The sequence below is a fragment of the Bradyrhizobium sp. S3.2.6 genome, from assembly GCF_040546885.1.
GTDB lineage: Bacteria > Pseudomonadota > Alphaproteobacteria > Rhizobiales > Xanthobacteraceae > Bradyrhizobium > Bradyrhizobium cytisi.
This window is the reverse complement of record NZ_JBEPOS010000001.1, coordinates 631,204-648,039: the sequence shown is the minus strand read 5'-3', so window position 1 is coordinate 648,039 and position 16,836 is coordinate 631,204. Positions and strand designations below refer to the sequence as shown.

The following is a 16,836-nucleotide window of genomic DNA, read 5'->3' as shown; positions in this document are numbered from 1 at the left end:
CCCAAGACCTCCAACGACCCGGACGGGATGCCCCCCTCCGGGTCGTTTTTATTTGGGGGCGCCGGGACATCGCTCCGTCACGAGCGCGTGACACCACGTAACGATCCCCACCTCCATCCCGAACTGCCCTCGTGACCTCCATCACGAGTGCCCCATGCTCGAGCTCCTCTTCGCCATCCTCGCCGGCATCCTCACCATTGCGGCCCCCTGCACGCTGCCGATGTTGCCGATCCTGCTCGGCGCCTCGATCGGGCGCTCCTCGCATCTGCGCCCCGCAATGATCGCGCTCGGCTTCGTCGTCTCCTTCTCCGCGGTCGCGCTGCTGCTCGGCGCGCTGACGCAGGCATTCGATTTCGATCCGAATGTGCTGCGCGAGGGGGCTTCGGTCCTGCTGCTCGGCTTCGGCCTGCTGATGCTGTGGCCGGCGCCGTTCGAATGGCTGTCGATCCGGCTCAATGGCTGGCTCGATCTCGGCGCTGGCGGCGACGCGCAGCGCGAGGGCGCGCTCGGCGGCCTCGTGCTCGGGACAACGCTGGGCCTGGTCTGGACGCCCTGCGCCGGCCCCGTGCTCGGCTCGATCCTGACGCTGGTCGCGACCTCGAGGAATCTGGCCTGGGCCGGCACGCTGCTCATTGCCTACGCGATTGGCGCCGCGATCCCGATGCTGGCGATCGCCTACGGCGGACAGGCCGCGACCACGCGCGTGCGCAGCCTCGCGCGCATCTCGCCGCGGCTGCAGCAGGGCTTTGGCGTGGTCGTGATCGCCTTCGCGCTCGCCGCCTACTTCCAATACGACACGCTGATCGTGGCGTGGCTCACCGGCTTCTACCCCACCGGCCAGATCGGCCTGTGATCATCTCTCATCTTCACCGGAGGACGCTTCCATGACTTTCAAATTGCTCGCCGTCTCGGCCGCGCTGATCGGCTTCGCCGTCACCGGCGCCGTCATTCCCGGCATCTGCGGCGAGGCCGCGCCCGCACCGCCGGTCAAGGTCGCGGCCGCCAGCCAGGCGGCGACCGCGCCCGACTTCGCCGGCATCAGCAACTGGTTCAACTCGAAGCCGCTCAGCATCGCCGATCTGCGCGGCAAGGTCGTGCTGGTCGACTTCTGGACCTATGGCTGCGTCAACTGCGTCAACACCCTGCCGCACGTCACCGATCTCTACGCCAAGTACAAAGACAAGGGCCTGGTCGTGGTCGGCGTGCACACGCCAGAATTCCCGTTCGAGCGTTCGGCGTCCAACGTCCAGGCCGCTCTGAAGCGCCACGGCATCAATTATCCGGTGGCGCAGGACAATGATTCCAGGACCTGGAACGCCTACCGCAACCAGTATTGGCCGGCGCAGTACATCATCGACCAGAGCGGCAAGATCGTGTTCCAGCACGAAGGCGAAGGCCGCTATGACGAGATCGACCGCACCGTGGCCAAGCTGCTGAACGCCGATAGCTGATACCGCCGGCCGCGGCTTTGCTGCTTGACTTCACGGACCCGTCCGTGGAGTTTCGCGGCCTCGACATCAGCCGCCCGCAATGGACGACGCGACCACCAGCAACGACATCCGCCTTCGCGAAGGCGCCTCGATCGCGCAGCGGCTGGTCGTGGCCGGCTCTGCGGCGGCCGTTGCGCTGTGTTTCACGCCAGGGCTGTTCACGCACGACATCCTCGAAGTGATCATCTCCGTGGTCGCGCTGCTGGCGGGCGCCGCGTTTGTCAGCACAGTGATGCTGACCGCGGCGGTGGTGTGGATCATCACGCCGGATGAGATCCTGATCGGACGGCAGCGACCGTTCGGGAAGCTCCAGACCAGGATCGTCACGAAAGACGACATCCTCGGATTACAGGTTCCCGGCAGCAAAACCGCAAAAGCCCGCTTCCAGCTGGCCTTCACGCTGGTCTCGGGCGAGCGCCTGACGTCCCCGCCCCTCTCCGATGTCACGCATGTGCGTGACACCGTGGCCCGGATCGCCGCGCAATTCGACGTTCCCGACGTCGAAGCCCCCGTCAATCCGCTCGATGCCAGCAATCCCGAGATGCGTCTTGGCGACCCCGTCGAGCCGTTTTCGCAGAGAGACATCCGGATCGCGGCCCTGATCGTCGTCGCGCTGAGTGCCGCACCCTATGCCTACAGGCTCTGGCGCGGCTTGCCGCCCAATCTGATCGACATCATGCCGCTGCCGCTCGGCGTGATCGCAGCGTTCGCGGTCTACAGGTTCGCCAATCTCGTGACCGGCGCCTTCTGGATCATTCGTGCGGGCGATATCCGCGTCGAGCGCCTCTGGGGCAATGGCGAGATGCGCGCCGACAATATCGAAGGGCAGGACGTGAAAGCGATCACGATCGAGCGCCGCGGCCGGTCCGAGGATGAGCACTGCATCGTGGCGATCCGATTGCAGTCCGGACGACGGTTTCGCAGCCCCCGCATCGGCTCGCGCAACGAGGCCCGCGCCGTGGGCGCCGAAATCGTCCGGCGGCTCGGGATTGGGCCAGCGGCCAGTCAGATCTAGGACGCCTCAACCGACAGGCGAAACCGTAGCCACTGCTTTTCGCGCCATCCCCCGTTCATGGCATTGCCGGGCCTCGTCAAAAAACCAAAGCATTCTCGTGACATACCAGACGGGCGCGCCTTGAACTTGCCACGAAGCTGCCCCTGAGTTCAGATGGTTCGTGACGATTTGCGCTGTTGCAGCGGGGAGAGCTTGAAATGACGGATTTTCGTCGCCTGACCGGGGCGTTTGTGGCTGCGATCGGCCTGATCCTGTCGGCGCCGCACGCCTTCGCCCAGCAGCCTGACCGCGGCGACGAGCCCGGTTTGGTCGCGGACGACAGCTACGAGCTCGATCCGGAATGGCAGAAGCAGGTCGTGTACTACCGCACGACCGAAGCGCCGGGCACCATCATCATCTCGACCATGGAGCGCCACCTCTATCTGGTGCAGCCCGGCGGACGCGCGATCCGCTACGGCATCGGCGTCGGCCGCGACGGCTTTCAGTGGCAGGGGCTGGTGAACATCACCAACAAGAAGGAGTGGCCGGACTGGACGCCGCCGTCGGAGATGATCCAGCGCCAGCCCTATCTGCCGCGCTTCATGGCCGGCGGCCCCGGCAATCCGCTCGGCGCCCGCGCCATGTATCTGGGCACCACCGTCTACCGCATCCACGGCACCAACCGTCCCGATACGATCGGCACCAAGGTATCCTCGGGCTGCTTCCGTCTCGTCAACAATGACGTCGCCGACCTCTACGATCGCGTCCCTGTTGGCACCAAGGTGGTCATCCGGCAGAAGCCTGAGCTCTAAATATCCCGCCTCGTCCAGAATTCCTTTTCCCGATTAATTCGAGAGAGCAACATGATGCGCACATTTCGAGGCGGCCTGCTGATCGGGCTTGCGGTTGCCGTGCTGGTCGCCGCCTTGGCCATCACCTACGAATTCTACGACACCCGCACGCTGAAGCGCACCGTGCGCCGCGGCGAGGTGCTGTGCGGCGTCAACAAGGGCCTGCCGGGCTTCTCGATCCCCGACGACAAGGGCAACTGGACTGGTTTTGACGTCGATTTCTGCCGCGCAGTGGCGGCCGCGGTCTTCGACGATCCGGGCAAGGCCAGGTTCGTGCCGCTCGATGCCAGCGAGCGCTTCAAGGAATTGCAGAGCCGGAAAGTCGACATCCTCTCGCGCAACTCGACCTGGAGCATGTCGCGTGAGCTCGACTACGATCTCTATTTCCCTGCGGTCGCCTACTACGACGGCGAGGGTTTCATGGTGCCGCGCTCGCGCGGCAAGGAGACGTCGCTGGACCTCGCCGACAGCAAGGTCTGCGTGCAATCAGGCACCACCACGCTGCTCAACCTCGCCGACTATTTCCGTGCCAACAACATGAAGTACGAGCTGGTGAAGTTCGACAAGCTGGAAGACGTGGTGAAAGCCTACGACACCGGCAAGTGCGACACGCTGACCGCCGATGTCTCGCAGCTCTACGCGCTGCGGCTGAACATGGCCAAGCCCGGCGACCACATGATCCTGCCCGACATGATCTCCAAGGAGCCGCTCGCCCCCGTCGTGCGCCAGCGCGACGACGACTGGATGATGATCGTGAAGTGGACCCTCTACGCGATGATCAACGCGGAAGAGCTCGGCGTCACCTCGGAGAACATCGACGATGCCTTGAAGTCGAAGAAGCCGGAAGTGATGCGGCTGGTCGGCACCGAGGGCAATTACGGCGAGCAGCTCGGCCTCACCAAGGACTGGGCCGTGCGCATCATCCGCCGCGTCGGCAATTACGGCGAGATGTATGAGCGCAACATCGGCGAGAAGTCGCAGCTGAAGATCCCGCGCGGCATGAACCAGCTGTGGAACGCGGGTGGCGTGCAGTACGCGCCGCCGATGCGGTAAGAACGGCTCTCTCCGCCGTCATTGCGAGCGTAGCGAAGCAATCCAGAGTCGTTCCGCGGTGACCGACTGGATTGCTTCGTCGCAAGTGCTCCTCGCAATGACGAGCTTGGGGCGAGAGCTTTCACTCTCTCGGGGCCGTCTCACCGCGCGGACAGAACCCGGATTTCGCTACGCTGCATCCGGGCTACGAGCTTAATACCCGCGCGCCCGCGCCAGCTGCTCGGTGTGGTAGTTCGCATCGCCGAACAGCTCCTCGCACACGCGTGCCCGCTTCATGAAGAAGCCGATGTCGAACTGGTCGGTCATGCCCATGCCGCCATGCATCTGCACGCCTTCCTGCACCGCGCGGGTGGCGGTGGTGCCGGCGCGGGCTTTTGCCACGGCGACGGCCGAGGCGGCCTTGGCGACGTCCGCGTCCAGCGCCTGAAGCGCCTTCATCGTGGCGGCGCGCGTGATCTCGATGTCGACATAGAGCTCGGCGGCGCGGTGCTGCAGCGCCTGGAATTCGCCGATCAGCCTGCCGAACTGCTTTCGGTTCTTGAGATACTCGACGGTGCGGTTGAAGACCTCCTCGCTGAGGCCCACCATTTCGGTGGCGACCGCGCCGCGGCCGATATCGAGCACGCCATCGAGCAGGGCGGCGCCCTGATCGACCTCGCCGAGCACGCCGTCGGCGTTGACCTCGACATTGGCGAGCTCAATCCGCGCCGCATTATGCGCGTCGACCATGATGGTGCGCTCGATCGCGACGCCCCTGGCCTTGGGGTTGACCAGGAACAGCGTCAGGCCGTCGCGCTCGCCGGCGGAGCCTGCGGTGCGCGCGGCGACGATGAAGAGATCGGCAACGTGGCCGTCAACGACCAGCGCCTTGGCGCCAGAGAGCTTGAAGCCGTTGCCGGCGCGCGCGGCCTGCAAGTTGGTCTGCAGCGGGCGATGCTTTGCGCCCTCGTCGATCGCGAGCGTCGCGAGCAGCGCGCCGTTCGAAATCTTCGGCAGGAACTCCAACTTCTGCGCGGCATTGCCGCCGCGGTTCAGAGCCGAGGCCGCGACTACGCTGGTGGCGAGGAAGGGCGACGGCATCAAGGTGCGGCCGATCTCTTCCATGACGATTCCGGCTTCCATGAAGCCGAGGCCGCTGCCGCCGAATTCTTCCGGCACCAGCAAGCCGGCAAAACCCATCTCGGCGAAGGAGTGCCACAGCTCCCTGGAGAAGCCGGTGGGGTCCTTGGAATCGCGCAGAGATCGCAGGTGCGACACCGGCGCCTTGTCGCTGATCAGCCCGCGCGCGCTATCGCGGAGCATTGATTGTTCTTCGGTGAGGACGAGGGCCATGTGCGTGTTTCCGATGCGAAATCTATTTGCCGCTGTCATTCCGGGATGGCCCGGAGGGCCAGACCCGGAATCCATTGGGCGACGGAGTTGGTGGATGAATGGATTCCGGGTTCGCGCGTTGCGCGCCCCGGAATGACAGAAGCCTCACGCCCCCGGCAGATCCAGGATGCGCTTGGCGACGATGCCGAGCATCACCTCCGTCGTGCCGCCTTCGATCGAGTTGGCCTTGGTGCGGAGCCAGGCGCGCGGACGGGCGCCTTGCCGCGAGCGCTCGCTCTCCCATTCCAGCGCGTCGACGCCGCCGGCCGACATCAGGATCTCGTAGCGGCGCTTGTTGAGCTCGGTGCCGTAATATTTCATCGCCGAGGAGAACGCCGGATGCGCCTGACCGGCCTTGGCGAGATCGACGGCACGTTCGGCACAGGCCGCAAGGGCTGCTTCATCGACGTCGAAGCTGGCGATCTTGCCGCGCAGCATCGCATCGTCGAGCTTGCCTTGCGCATCTGACCCGACGGAGTCCGCCGCGATCTGCCCGAGCGGACGACCGACGCCGCGCTCGCCCATGCCCGAGATCATCGCGCGCTCGTGCTGCAGCAGATATTTCGCGACGTCCCAGCCGCGATTGACGGTGCCGACGACATGCGACTTCGGCACGCGGACGCCGTCGAAGAAGGTCTCGCAGAACGGCGAATAACCTGAGATCAGAAGGATCGGCTTGGTGGTGACGCCCTTCGAGGTCATGTCGAACAGGATGAAGCTGATGCCGTCATGCTTCTTGGCGGTGGGATCGGTGCGCACCAGGCAAAAGATCCAGTCGGCGTAGTTGGCGTAGGAGGTCCAGATCTTCGATCCCGTGATGACGAAATCGTCGCCATCGCTCTCGGCGCGGGTCTGGAGCGAGGCGAGATCGGAGCCGGCGTTCGGCTCGGAATAGCCCTGGCACCAGCGGATCAGGCCCGCGGCGATCTTCGGCAGGTGCTCTTTTTTCTGCGCTTCGTTGCCGTACTTCAGGAGCGCCGGCCCAAGCATCCAGATGCCGAAGCTCGACAGCGGCGGCCGCGCGCCGATTCTTCCCATCTCTCCGCGCAGCACCTTGTGCTCGGCGGCGCTGAGGCCACCGCCACCATATTCTTTTGGCCAGTCCGGTACGGTCCAGCCCTTGTCGCGCATGCGCTCGAACCAGATGCGCTGCGGCTCGGACGCGAACTTTGCGTTGCGCCCGCCCCAGAACACATCGGTGTCTGACGTCGCGGGCTTGCGCATCTCCGGCGGACAATTGGCTTCCAGCCAGGCGCGTGTCTCAATGCGGAATTTCTCGAGATCGGCGGCTTCAGTCTCGCTGGTTTTGGAATCAGTCATTGGGTCGTTTCCATCAATCGCAATCGGCTTGTTGGGCGCGACTCTGGGCCATCGCACTGCGGAATTCAACCACTTCCGTGCCGCGTCATCCGCTATAGTCGCGCCGCGACGGTGCTTGAAAACAAAGAGGAAACGCGAATGCGCCTGAAACTTCTTTCGCCTGGCGAAATGACCCAGAGCCAGCGGCAGACCTATGACGAGTCGATTGCCGGCAAACGCGGCAAGCCGCCGGCGCCGATGATGGCCTGGCTCAACAGCCCCGACATGGCCCGTCACGCCACGCGGCTCGGCGAGGTCCTGCGCTACGACACGATCTTCCCGGCAAAACTCTCGGAGATCGCGATCCTGGTGACGGCGCGGCACTGGACCGCACATTACGAATGGTATGCGCATAAGCGCCTCGCGCTTGCGGGCGGCATGGATCCTGAAATCATCGATGCCATCCGCGATCGCCGCACGCCCGCCTTCGACGATCCCAAGGCCGGGATGATCTACGACCTCGCGAAGTCGCTGCATGAAGGCCACAGCGTCGAGAAGGGCCTCTACGATGAAGCGGTGAAGCTGCTCGGCGAACGCGGCGTCGTCGAGGTGATCGGGCTGTGCGGCTATTACACGATGGTGTCGATGACGCTGAACACGTTTGAGTTCGATCTGCCGGAGGGCGAGGCGCCCGAGCTGTCATAGCTTTGCATCCGGACGCGCAATTGCGCATCCGGAAACGCTGGGTTTCGGGATCAGCCAGTAGCACTGTCCCGATGCCCGGCTTAAGTGGAGTCCATCAACGGAGCAATACCATGTCGCAGACCCCAGCCGTCGCCGCCGGCACAAGGATCGGCCACGTCCATCTCAAGGTCGCCGATCTCGATCGGGCGCTCGGCTTCTATTGCGGCGTGCTCGGCTTCGAGCTGATGCAGCGCATGGGCACCAGTGCGGCCTTCATCTCGGCCGGCGGTTATCACCACCACATCGGGCTCAACACCTGGGAGAGCAAGGGCGGCTCACCGCCGCCGCCAGGCACGACCGGGCTATTCCACACCGCGATCCTCTACCCGACGCGGCCGGCTCTGGCGGACGCCTTGCACCGTGTGCTCTCCGCCGGCATTGCGCTGGACGGCGCCAGCGACCACGGCGTGTCCGAGGCGCTGTATCTGCGCGATCCCGACGAGAATGGCGTGGAGCTGTATTGGGACAAGCCGCGGGAGCAATGGCCGTTTGGGCCGGATGGCAAGCTCGCGATGTTCACGAAGCGGCTGGATGTCGAGGAGTTGCTGAAGCAGCGAAAAGGCTGAGCACCACTCTCACCCCGTCATTGCGAGCGCAGCGAAGCAATCCAGAATCTTTCCGCGGACGCAGTCTGGATTGCTTCGTCGCAAGGGCTCCTCGCAATGACGGAGTTTGTTGAGGCGCCGTCGCGCCTCTATGAAAGCCTTGCTCGCGGCCTCCCCCGCACCATGATCAGCGCCGCGGCCGTCACCTCCAGCGCGATGCAGAGATAGAACGGCAGCGAATAGCCGCCGGAGAAATCGCGCAGGACGCCGACGACGCCGGGGCCGAACGCGTAGGTCACCTGGTTGATCGCGGTGTTGAGGCTGATCAGCACACCGAACGAGGCGGAGTCGAACTCCTGCTGCACGATCAGCGACGGCAGGGTGATGAGATTGCCGACCGAGAAGCCGAACACCGCGCAGGCCGCGATCAGCACATAATCGTTGTGCAGATTGATCACGACGCATAGCGCCGCGGCCTGGCTCAGGAACGACAGCGCCGACGCCAGCCGCTGGTTGAGCCGGTCGATCACCATCGAGAACAGCACACGGCCGATCACCGCCATCGCAGTGAGCACAGCGACCGCCATGGCCGCACGCTCGCGCCCAATCACGGGATCGAGAAACGAGATCAGGTGCACGATGAAGCCGACCTGCGCGAACAGCACCAAGGCGAAGGCGATCGTCACCGTGAGGAAGCCGACATCGCGCAGCGCGCGCGAGCGGATCTCTGCCGATGATTGCGGCTTGGCCTTGGCAGCGCCTTGCCAGCCATGGAGATCGGGCGGCCGGCCGACGACCAGCAAAATCACCGGCAGCAGCAACACCAGCATGGCGCCGGAAGTGGCGAACATCGCGTTTCCGAAGCCGATATGGCTGATCATCGTCACCAGCAGCGGCACGCCGACGATGCCGCCAAAGCTCGCGCCATTCAGGGCGAGGCTGATCGCCATGCCGCGCTTCTGATCGAACCACAGGCTGATCGTGTTGGTGATCATGGCGAGACTGGTGCCGGCCCAGCCGAAGGCGAGCACGGCATCCGCCAGATAGAGCTGCCAGGGCTCGCGCACCGCGCCGATCGCGACCGCAGCGGCCGCCATCGCCACCGTGCCGGCGATCAGGCAAATCCGGGGGCCATGTTTCCGGACGGCTTCACCGACGAAGACGACCAGCAACGCACCGAACAGATAGAAGAACGTGGTGCCCGACGAGATCAGCGAGGCCGGCCAGCCCCGCGCGCGCTGCAGCTCGGCGACATAAACGCTCTGGCCGTAGAAGCCGAGCCCCCAGCCGAAGGTCGCAAGCAGGAAGCAGACCGCGACGATGCGCCAGCCTTCATAGCGGAGCGAGGATTCGTCGGCCGCGGGGTGTTGAGGATTGTCGAGCATGCTGCCTACTCCGTCATGCCCGGGCTCGTCCCGGGCATCCACGTTCTTCGATCTGCGCGTCCAAGACGTGGATGGCCGGGACAAGCCCGGCCATGACGCATCAACTAATAACTCGTACCCGAAAATCCCTTCGACAGCGATCGAAGCGTCAACGTTGCTGACAGCCTCCTGCCAACTCAGATCGCGTCCGGGAACTCGCCCATCGCGACCTCCAGCCGCGCCCTGCGGCGGCGGGCGAACGACGCAAGAGAGAGCACGGAGAGGCCAAGCACGACCGGCGGAAACACGACCATGTTCACGGCCGACCAGCCATAATTGGCGAGCAGCTGCCCCGACGAGAACGAGCCGATCGCCATCATGCCGAACACCAGGAAATCATTGAACGCCTGCACCTTGTTGCGTTCCTGCGGCCGGTGCGTCTCCAGCACCAAGGCGGAGGCGCCGATGAACGAGAAATTCCAGCCGATTCCGAGCACGATCAGCGTCGCCCAGAAATGCATCGCGGTGATGCCGGAGAGGCCGATGCCGGCGGCGCCCGCTTCCAATAGCAAACCGGCGGCGACGATTCTGGGTGCACCGAAGCGGGCGATCAGCGCACCGGTGAAGAAGCTCGGGCCGTACATCGCGACGATGTGCCATTGAATGCCGAAATTGGAATCGGATAGACTGAGGCCACACATCTTCATGGCGAGCGGCGCCGAGGTCATCACCAGATTCATCATGGGATAGGAGATGACGCCGCACAGTGCGGCCGCGATGAAGCGCGGCTGGGTCACGATGGTGAGCAGCGGCCGGCCGCCGTGCAGATCGGCCGGAGCCGGCTTCGGCATATCGACGCCGGCGACGATGCCCATCGCGACCAGCGCGACCGCCGCCTGCACCAGGAAGCTGAAGGCGAACAGATAGGGCGACCAGATGTCCATGGTCCATTGCACCAGCTGCGGACCGAGCACACCGGCGAACACGCCACCCGCCATCACCCACGACACCGCCCTGGGCCGGTAGGCCGCGCTGGCACCGTCGGCGGCCGCGAAGCGATAGGATTGCGCCACCGAGCCGTAGAGGCCGCCGAGGAAGGTCGCGAGACAAAACAGCGCGAACGAGGCGTGCAGGATCGCGAACGACCCGATGACACCGGTGAGCGTGCCAAGGCCGGTGCCGATGACAAAAGCCCAGCGGCGGCCGAAGCGGCGCGAGATCGCGCCGGTCGGCAGCGTGCCGGCCGCAAGCCCAACCACGTACATCGACAGCGGCACGGTCGCGAGCGACATGTCGGGCGCGAGCGTGGCGCCGACGATCGAGCCGGTGGCGAAGATCACCGCCGAGTTGGCGCCGGTCAGCGCTTGCGCTGCGGCCAGGCGGACAACATTGCCGCGCACGCGGACGTCATCGACAATCTCATTGGCTGAAGTCACATCTAGCATCGGCATTTCCGCCCGCAGGGTCTTTTAAGTAAAAGGCTTGTAAGTAAAAGGCTTGGTGATTCCCGGCACTATGGCGGGGCGTGGAAGGACGGGCAACCGGCGCAAACGGGCGCAGGCCATGTCTCTGACGCAATCGGATGGACCATACCGGACCGCGCTCTTGACGGCTTGCGCGCGATCAAATCCTATCCGCCGCGCGATCTCAGGGAGTTTCGTTCATGTCCGTCGATAACAGGCCTACGCCCAGCGCTCCCGACGACGATCCCTGGCTCTGGCTAGAGGAGATCGAAGGCGCCCGCGCGCTCGATTTCGTCGAGAAGCAGAACCGCCTGACGCTGGATAGATTCGGCGGCGCGGCGTTCGAACGCGACCGCGATGCGCTTGCGGCGATCTATGACCGTCCGGACAACATTCCCTATGTCGGCCGGCGCGGGGCGCATCTGCACAATGTCTGGAAGGATGCCGCCAACCCGCGCGGGCTGTGGCGGCGGACCACGCTGGCGGAGTTTCGCAAACCCGATCCGGCGTGGGGGATCGTGCTGGACATCGACAAGCTCGCCGCGAGCGAAGGCGAGGACTGGCTGCTGAGCTCGATCAGCTCCCAGCCGGGACACTCGCGGGTCATCTTGAGCCTGTCGCGCGGCGGCAGCGACGCCGTCACCTTGCGTGAATTCGACGCGGATACGAAGAGCTTTGTCGCTGACGGCTTTACGCTGCCGGAAGCCAAGGGCGGCGTCGACTGGCTCGATCCGGACACGCTGCTGCTGTCCAGCGCCTATGGCGATGACATGGTGACGAGCTCCGGATATGCGAGGACCGTTCGCCTGTGGCGGCGTGGCGAGAGCGTCGATCAAGCGCAGATCATCCTCGATACCGCGGCCGATCATATGGGGATCTTCGGCAGCGTGGACGATACCGGCGCGAAGCCGCGCGCCTGGATCATCGACCAGATCGACTTTTTCAATTACGGCATCTGGCTGCGCGACGAAGCCGGCACCACGACGAAGCTCGACCTGCCGACCGGCATCTGGATGCAGGCGCATGGCGACTGGTTCGCGATGAAGCTGCGCACAGCCTGGTCGGTCGACGGACGAACCTATGCCGCGGACGCCGTGCTCGGCATCTCGCTCTCGGCGTTCCTCGCCGGCAACCGCGACTTCACTGTTCTGTTCGAGCCCGGACCGCGGCGGGCGCTACAGGGTTTTTTCTGGGCCGCGGGCAAGCTGGTGCTGTCGATCCTCGACGAGCTGAAGCCGCGCTTCGAGATCCGCACGCCATCCGCCGCGGGCTGGAGCCGCGAGCCGCTCGGCGGTCTTCCCGAGATCGGCGTCGTCGATGTCTGGCCGCTCGATCGCCATTCGTCCGAGAGCAATGGCGACCTGCTCGCCAATGTGCAGGACCCGCTGACGCCGCCGTCGCTGCTGCTGATCGAGCGCGGCGTCGGAAGCCCGACCGTGCTGAAGCAGGCGCCTAAAACGTTCAACGCCGAGGGCCTCGTGGTGACGCAGCACGAGGCAATCTCGATTGACGGCGAGCGCATTCCCTATGTGCAGACTGGCCCGGCGGGCGAGACCGGCGACGCGCCGGTCTATATGAGCGCCTATGGCGGCTTCGGACTTGCCGTGAAGCCATATTACAATTCGTCGCTTGGCAAGCTCTGGCTGGAGCGCGGCGGCACCATCGTGCAGGCGAATTTGCGCGGCGGCGGCGAGTTCGGCACGCGCTGGCACGATGCCGGCCGTTTCGCCGGCAAGAAGCTCTCGCATGATGATTTCGCAGCAATTGCCGCCGATCTCGTGCGCCGTGGCGTAACGCAGCCAAAGCGCATCGCCGCCCAAGGCGGATCGAACGGCGGCATCCTCATCACCAACATGCTGGTGCGATACCCCGAGCGTTTCGGCGCGCTGTTCTGCACCATCCCGCTGATCGACATGCGCCGCTACACCAAACTGCTCGCGGGCGCGAGCTGGATCGCGGAATATGGCGATCCCGACAAGCCCGAGGAATGGGAGTGGCTGAAGACCTACTCCGCCTATCACAATGCAAAACCCGGTCAGCCCTATCCGCCGATCCTGATCGCTACCACACGACGCGACGACCGCGTCCATCCCGGCCACGCGCGCAAGATGGCGGCGAAGCTGCAGGCGATGGGTTACGAGGCCTGGTTCTACGAGCCGGCCGCCGGCGGCCACGGCTACGGCAAGGACAACAAGGAGCGCGCCGGCTTCCAGGTGCTCGGATTCCAGTTCTTGAAGGAGAAGATTGGTTGGCGGGATGAATGCTAGCGTTTGGCGCGCTGACGCTTCCACATCGTCATGGCCGGGCTTGTCCCGGCCATCCACGTCTTAGCTTGCGGAGCAAAGAACGTGGATGCCCGGGACAAGCCCGGGCATGACGACGTCCCGAATTAACCCCGCGCAAATACCAGCGTCAGATTGTTCGCGGGCATGTCGATGGTATCGACGAGACGAAGACCGGCACCGCGCGCCAGCGTCTCGACATCGCCGAGATCGCGCACGCCCCAGTCGGGATTGCCTTCGCGCAAGGACGTATCGAACACGGCGTTGCTGAGTGCGGTGTGCTTGCCGTCGCGCTTGAACGGGCCGTAGAGGATCAGCTGGCCGTCAGACCGCAAGTACCGGCCGGCACCGGCGAACAGGCCCTCGGCCACCGTCCAGGGCGCAATGTGGATGACATTGGCGCAGAACACGGCCGCAAGATTGTTCGGCCCCTGCCCGCTCTTCATCTCCGGGCACCAGTCGGGATCGGACAGATCGATCCGCAACGGCGAGCGGACGTTCTTCAACCCCGAATGCACGCGCCAGGCCTCGATGCTCTTCACATGGCGCTGGTTGAGGTCGCTCGGCCACCAGACCAGATCGGGCGTGTGACGGGCGAAATGGACCACATGCTGGCCGGTTCCACTGCCGACCTCGACCACGTCGCCCGACCGCCCAATGAGATGCTTTCCGAGCGCTGTCCAGAGCGGCTCATGATTGCGATGGAACGCCGGCGCATCGAGACGGCCGTCGGATTCGACCCGCCCACCATCCCTGCCAAATTCAACGACATATTCAGCCAATTCATGTCCCCGGAAAACGAGAAAAGCAGACCAAAACGCAACAGGGGCAAAACGCCCCGAACGCGTGCCGGTTGAAGCCGGCTTGATGAACGATCTATCTCTTCAGTTGCAATGCGGAAGATATTAACGCCATTTTGTGCCCTGCATAGTCTTGATTGTCAGGGCATGCCCTTTGTGCTTTTGAACATTATCTTTTGCAGACATCATAAGCCTCGGAACGACGCCTTGACCGCCTTTCCTCGCAAGCCCGCTCTGCTCCTCGCGCTGGTCGTCCTCACGGGCCTCGCCGCGCGCCCGGCGTGGGCGCAGTCCGCCATCGCCGAGGGCCAAAAGCTCGCCTTCGACCGCGGCAAGGGCAATTGCCTGACCTGTCACGTCATCAAGGGCGGCGATTTGCCAGGCACCATCGGGCCCGAGCTGAAGGACATCAAGATAAAATACCCCGACCGCAACGAGCTGGTCGCGATCCTGTTCGACGAGACCAAGCGCAATCCGCAGACCATGATGCCGCCGTTCGGCCGCAACCGGCTTTTGACCGACCAGGAGATCAGCGCGATCGTTGATTTCCTGCAGACGCTGTAACGGCAGGCCCAGGAGACCTGAGATGACTGCACATACCGGCCCTCATCCGACGCGCCGCCTGATCCTTCAGGGCGCTGCCTCGGTCGCGCTGATCGGCCTCGGCAATCTGCCGTTTGCGCCTGCGCGCGCCGCGGCCAACGACAAATATCCGGAAGAGGCGTTCAAGCTGAAGAACGAGGCCGACGCGATCAAGGCACTCTACGGCAAGACCGCCGAGCCCTCCGACAAGGTCAGGCTCGATGCGCCCGAGATCGCCGAGAATGGCGGCGTGGTGCCGATCTCGGTGACGACGACGCTCGACAAGGTCACCTCGATCTCGCTCTTTGTCGCCGAGAACCCGAACGCGCTCGCAGCAAGCTACAAGATTCCCGAGGGCACGATGCCTGCTGTCGCCAACCGCCTGAAGATGGCCAAGACCAGCAACGTGACCGCGATCGTGGAAGCCGACGGCAAGCTCTACAGCGCGACCAAGGAAGTGAAGGTCACCGTCGGCGGCTGCGGCGGCTAGGAGAATCCAGATGACATCCAGCATTCGCGTCCGCGCAACATCCAACGGCGACATCACCGAGGTGCAGACACTGATCCAGCACCCCATGGACACCGGCCTGGTGAAGGACGCCAAGGGCGAGCTGATTCCCGCGCACTACATCCAGCAGCTGAAGTTCGCGTGTAACGGCAGGGACGTGTTCGTTGCCAATTGGGGCACCGCGGTCTCCAAGGACCCCTACGTCAAGTTCAGCTTCAAGGGCGCCAAGAAGGGCGACGACCTCAAGATCTCCTGGACCGACAACAAGGGTGGGTCCGACGAGACCACCGCGAAGATCGCGTGATGAGGCCCGCCACCTCCCTCCTGCTTGGCTCGTTGAGCGCCGCGCTCGTCGCGTTCGCGCTCACCTCTCCGCGCGTGATTGCGGCCGACAAGGTCGATCCCGTCGCGGATGCCAAGGCGTTCCAGAATTTCTTCTTCCAGAAATTTCCTGATGTGAAGCACGAGGATTTCGTCAACGGTCCTTACTCCATGAACGAGGACATGAAGCGGCAATGGCAGGAGAAGGAAGAGTTTCCGCCCTACGAGTTCGCACTGGACGCCGGCAAGGAGATGTTTGCGACACCGTTCAAGAACGGCAAGACCTATGCTGATTGCTTCCCGAATGGCGGCATCGGCATTCGCCAGAACTATCCTTATTTCGACACCAAGGAGGGCAAGGTCGTCACGCTCGAGCTCGCGCTCAATCGCTGCCGCGAGGCCAATGGCGAGGCGCCCTACTCCTACGTCAAGGACGAGATGGCCTCACTCACGGCGTACATGGCCTTCACCTCGCGCGGCAAGCCGATGGACATCAAGATCCCGGATGATCCCCGCGCGCTGGCAGCGTTCGAGAACGGCAAGCGCTATTTCTACACCCGCCGCGGCCAGATGAACTTCTCCTGCGCGAGCTGCCACGTGCAGAGCCCGGGCGAGCGCATCCGCGCCGAGATCCTGGCGCCGGCGCTCGGCATCTTGAACGCCTTGCCGATCTACCGCTCCGAATGGAGCGGCATGGGCACCACCAGCCGCCGCTTCATCACCTGCAACAGCCAGACCCGCGCGGTTCCGCTGGAGCCGCAGGCGGACGAATATCGCGACGTCGAATACTTCCTCTCCTACGTCGCCAACGGCCTGCCGATTTCGGGACCAGGAGCGCGGCCATGAAGCGGTCACTTCCTGTCGCCATGTTGCTGGCCCTGAGCTTCGCGCCGATGGCGCGCGCGGCAAATGAAGCGGACTACAAGGCGGCCTACGCTGCTGCGGAGACCGCATCCAAGGAGGCGGCTGCATTGCGCAACCAGTGGACCACCACCGTCTCGACGCTGGCGGCAGCGAAAAAGGCCGCAGATGGCGGCGATTTCGACCGCGCCGTCGCCGCAGCCAAGGAGGCCGAGGCGCTGGCGAAAGCATCCATCTTCCAGGCGACGTCTGAAAAAGAGGCCTGGAAGGCGATGGAAATCCGCTAGGCTAACGTCTGTGGAACTGTC

The 16,836-nt window shown here is 64.4% G+C and carries 18 protein-coding genes; 13 read left to right on the top strand and 5 right to left on the bottom strand.

The window, feature by feature from the left end; all coding sequences use genetic code 11:
* The first annotated feature begins 154 nt into the window (after nt 1-154).
* From ABID58_RS03000 to ABID58_RS02980, 5 genes are all read left to right on the top strand, one after another.
* The gene (locus ABID58_RS03000) at nt 155-853 is read left to right on the top strand and encodes a cytochrome c biogenesis CcdA family protein (protein ID WP_148751022.1); all 699 of its coding nucleotides are present in this window, start codon (nt 155-157) and stop codon (nt 851-853) included.
* A 31-nt stretch (nt 854-884) separates the two neighbouring features.
* Nucleotides 885-1,451 carry a thioredoxin family protein gene (locus ABID58_RS02995; RefSeq protein ID WP_354031475.1) on the top strand — a complete coding sequence of 189 codons (567 nt, stop codon included), beginning with the start codon at nt 885-887 and terminating at the stop codon, nt 1,449-1,451.
* Nucleotides 1,452-1,530: 79 nt separating this feature from the next.
* Complete coding sequence (locus ABID58_RS02990; protein WP_354031474.1) at nt 1,531-2,505, top strand: hypothetical protein; 975 nt, start codon at nt 1,531-1,533, stop codon at nt 2,503-2,505.
* A 197-nt stretch (nt 2,506-2,702) separates the two neighbouring features.
* Nucleotides 2,703-3,296, top strand: a complete 594-nt coding sequence (locus tag ABID58_RS02985) for a L,D-transpeptidase (protein WP_354031473.1) — start codon at nt 2,703-2,705, stop codon at nt 3,294-3,296.
* 54 nt (nt 3,297-3,350) lie between these two features.
* On the top strand, nt 3,351-4,388 hold the full coding sequence (locus ABID58_RS02980; protein ID WP_148751080.1) for an amino acid ABC transporter substrate-binding protein: 1,038 nt from the start codon (nt 3,351-3,353) through the stop codon (nt 4,386-4,388).
* Nucleotides 4,389-4,580: 192 nt separating this feature from the next.
* Here ABID58_RS02980 and ABID58_RS02975 read toward each other — a convergent pair whose 3' ends face one another.
* Nucleotides 4,581-5,720, bottom strand: a complete 1,140-nt coding sequence (locus tag ABID58_RS02975; RefSeq protein WP_354031472.1) for an acyl-CoA dehydrogenase family protein — start codon at nt 5,718-5,720, stop codon at nt 4,581-4,583.
* 144 nt (nt 5,721-5,864) lie between these two features.
* The gene (locus tag ABID58_RS02970) at nt 5,865-7,079 is read right to left on the bottom strand and encodes an acyl-CoA dehydrogenase family protein (protein ID WP_354031471.1); all 1,215 of its coding nucleotides are present in this window, start codon (nt 7,077-7,079) and stop codon (nt 5,865-5,867) included.
* Nucleotides 7,080-7,217: 138 nt separating this feature from the next.
* On the opposite strand from ABID58_RS02970, the gene ABID58_RS02965 reads away from it, so the two are divergent.
* Together ABID58_RS02965 and ABID58_RS02960 are read left to right on the top strand one after the other, a co-directional pair.
* Nucleotides 7,218-7,763, top strand: a complete 546-nt coding sequence (locus tag ABID58_RS02965) for a carboxymuconolactone decarboxylase family protein (protein ID WP_354031470.1) — start codon at nt 7,218-7,220, stop codon at nt 7,761-7,763.
* 110 nt (nt 7,764-7,873) lie between these two features.
* On the top strand, nt 7,874-8,368 hold the full coding sequence (locus ABID58_RS02960; RefSeq protein WP_354031469.1) for a VOC family protein: 495 nt from the start codon (nt 7,874-7,876) through the stop codon (nt 8,366-8,368).
* A gap of 128 nt (nt 8,369-8,496) precedes the next feature.
* Here ABID58_RS02960 and ABID58_RS02955 read toward each other — a convergent pair whose 3' ends face one another.
* Nucleotides 8,497-9,732, bottom strand: coding sequence for an MFS transporter (locus tag ABID58_RS02955; RefSeq protein ID WP_354031468.1), 1,236 nt, complete (start codon nt 9,730-9,732; stop codon nt 8,497-8,499).
* 176 nt (nt 9,733-9,908) lie between these two features.
* On the bottom strand, nt 9,909-11,156 hold the full coding sequence (locus ABID58_RS02950) for an MFS transporter (RefSeq protein WP_354031467.1): 1,248 nt from the start codon (nt 11,154-11,156) through the stop codon (nt 9,909-9,911).
* 218 nt (nt 11,157-11,374) lie between these two features.
* Here ABID58_RS02950 and ABID58_RS02945 point away from each other — a divergent pair, with 218 nt between their 5' ends.
* Nucleotides 11,375-13,441 carry a prolyl oligopeptidase family serine peptidase gene (locus ABID58_RS02945; protein ID WP_354031466.1) on the top strand — a complete coding sequence of 689 codons (2,067 nt, stop codon included), beginning with the start codon at nt 11,375-11,377 and terminating at the stop codon, nt 13,439-13,441.
* Nucleotides 13,442-13,563: 122 nt separating this feature from the next.
* On the opposite strand, the gene ABID58_RS02940 is transcribed toward ABID58_RS02945, so the two are convergent.
* On the bottom strand, nt 13,564-14,238 hold the full coding sequence (locus tag ABID58_RS02940; RefSeq protein ID WP_354031465.1) for a DUF938 domain-containing protein: 675 nt from the start codon (nt 14,236-14,238) through the stop codon (nt 13,564-13,566).
* 225 nt (nt 14,239-14,463) lie between these two features.
* Between ABID58_RS02940 and soxX the strand changes: the two genes are divergently transcribed.
* Genes soxX through ABID58_RS02915 form a run of 5 tightly spaced genes read left to right on the top strand, consistent with a single transcriptional unit; the run spans nt 14,464 to nt 16,815 of the window.
* Nucleotides 14,464-14,820, top strand: coding sequence for a sulfur oxidation c-type cytochrome SoxX (soxX, locus tag ABID58_RS02935; protein ID WP_354031464.1), 357 nt, complete (start codon nt 14,464-14,466; stop codon nt 14,818-14,820).
* A 22-nt stretch (nt 14,821-14,842) separates the two neighbouring features.
* Complete coding sequence (gene soxY, locus ABID58_RS02930) at nt 14,843-15,328, top strand: thiosulfate oxidation carrier protein SoxY (RefSeq protein ID WP_354031463.1); 486 nt, start codon at nt 14,843-14,845, stop codon at nt 15,326-15,328.
* A 10-nt stretch (nt 15,329-15,338) separates the two neighbouring features.
* Nucleotides 15,339-15,650, top strand: a complete 312-nt coding sequence (soxZ, locus tag ABID58_RS02925; RefSeq protein ID WP_354031462.1) for a thiosulfate oxidation carrier complex protein SoxZ — start codon at nt 15,339-15,341, stop codon at nt 15,648-15,650.
* Nucleotides 15,650-16,513: a sulfur oxidation c-type cytochrome SoxA gene (gene soxA / locus ABID58_RS02920; protein WP_354031461.1), complete on the top strand. Its 864-nt coding sequence runs from the start codon at nt 15,650-15,652 to the stop codon at nt 16,511-16,513. Before soxZ ends, soxA begins: the two co-directional genes overlap by 1 nt.
* Complete coding sequence (locus ABID58_RS02915; RefSeq protein WP_148751038.1) at nt 16,510-16,815, top strand: hypothetical protein; 306 nt, start codon at nt 16,510-16,512, stop codon at nt 16,813-16,815. Before soxA ends, ABID58_RS02915 begins: the two co-directional genes overlap by 4 nt.
* Nucleotides 16,816-16,836 lie beyond the last annotated feature (21 nt).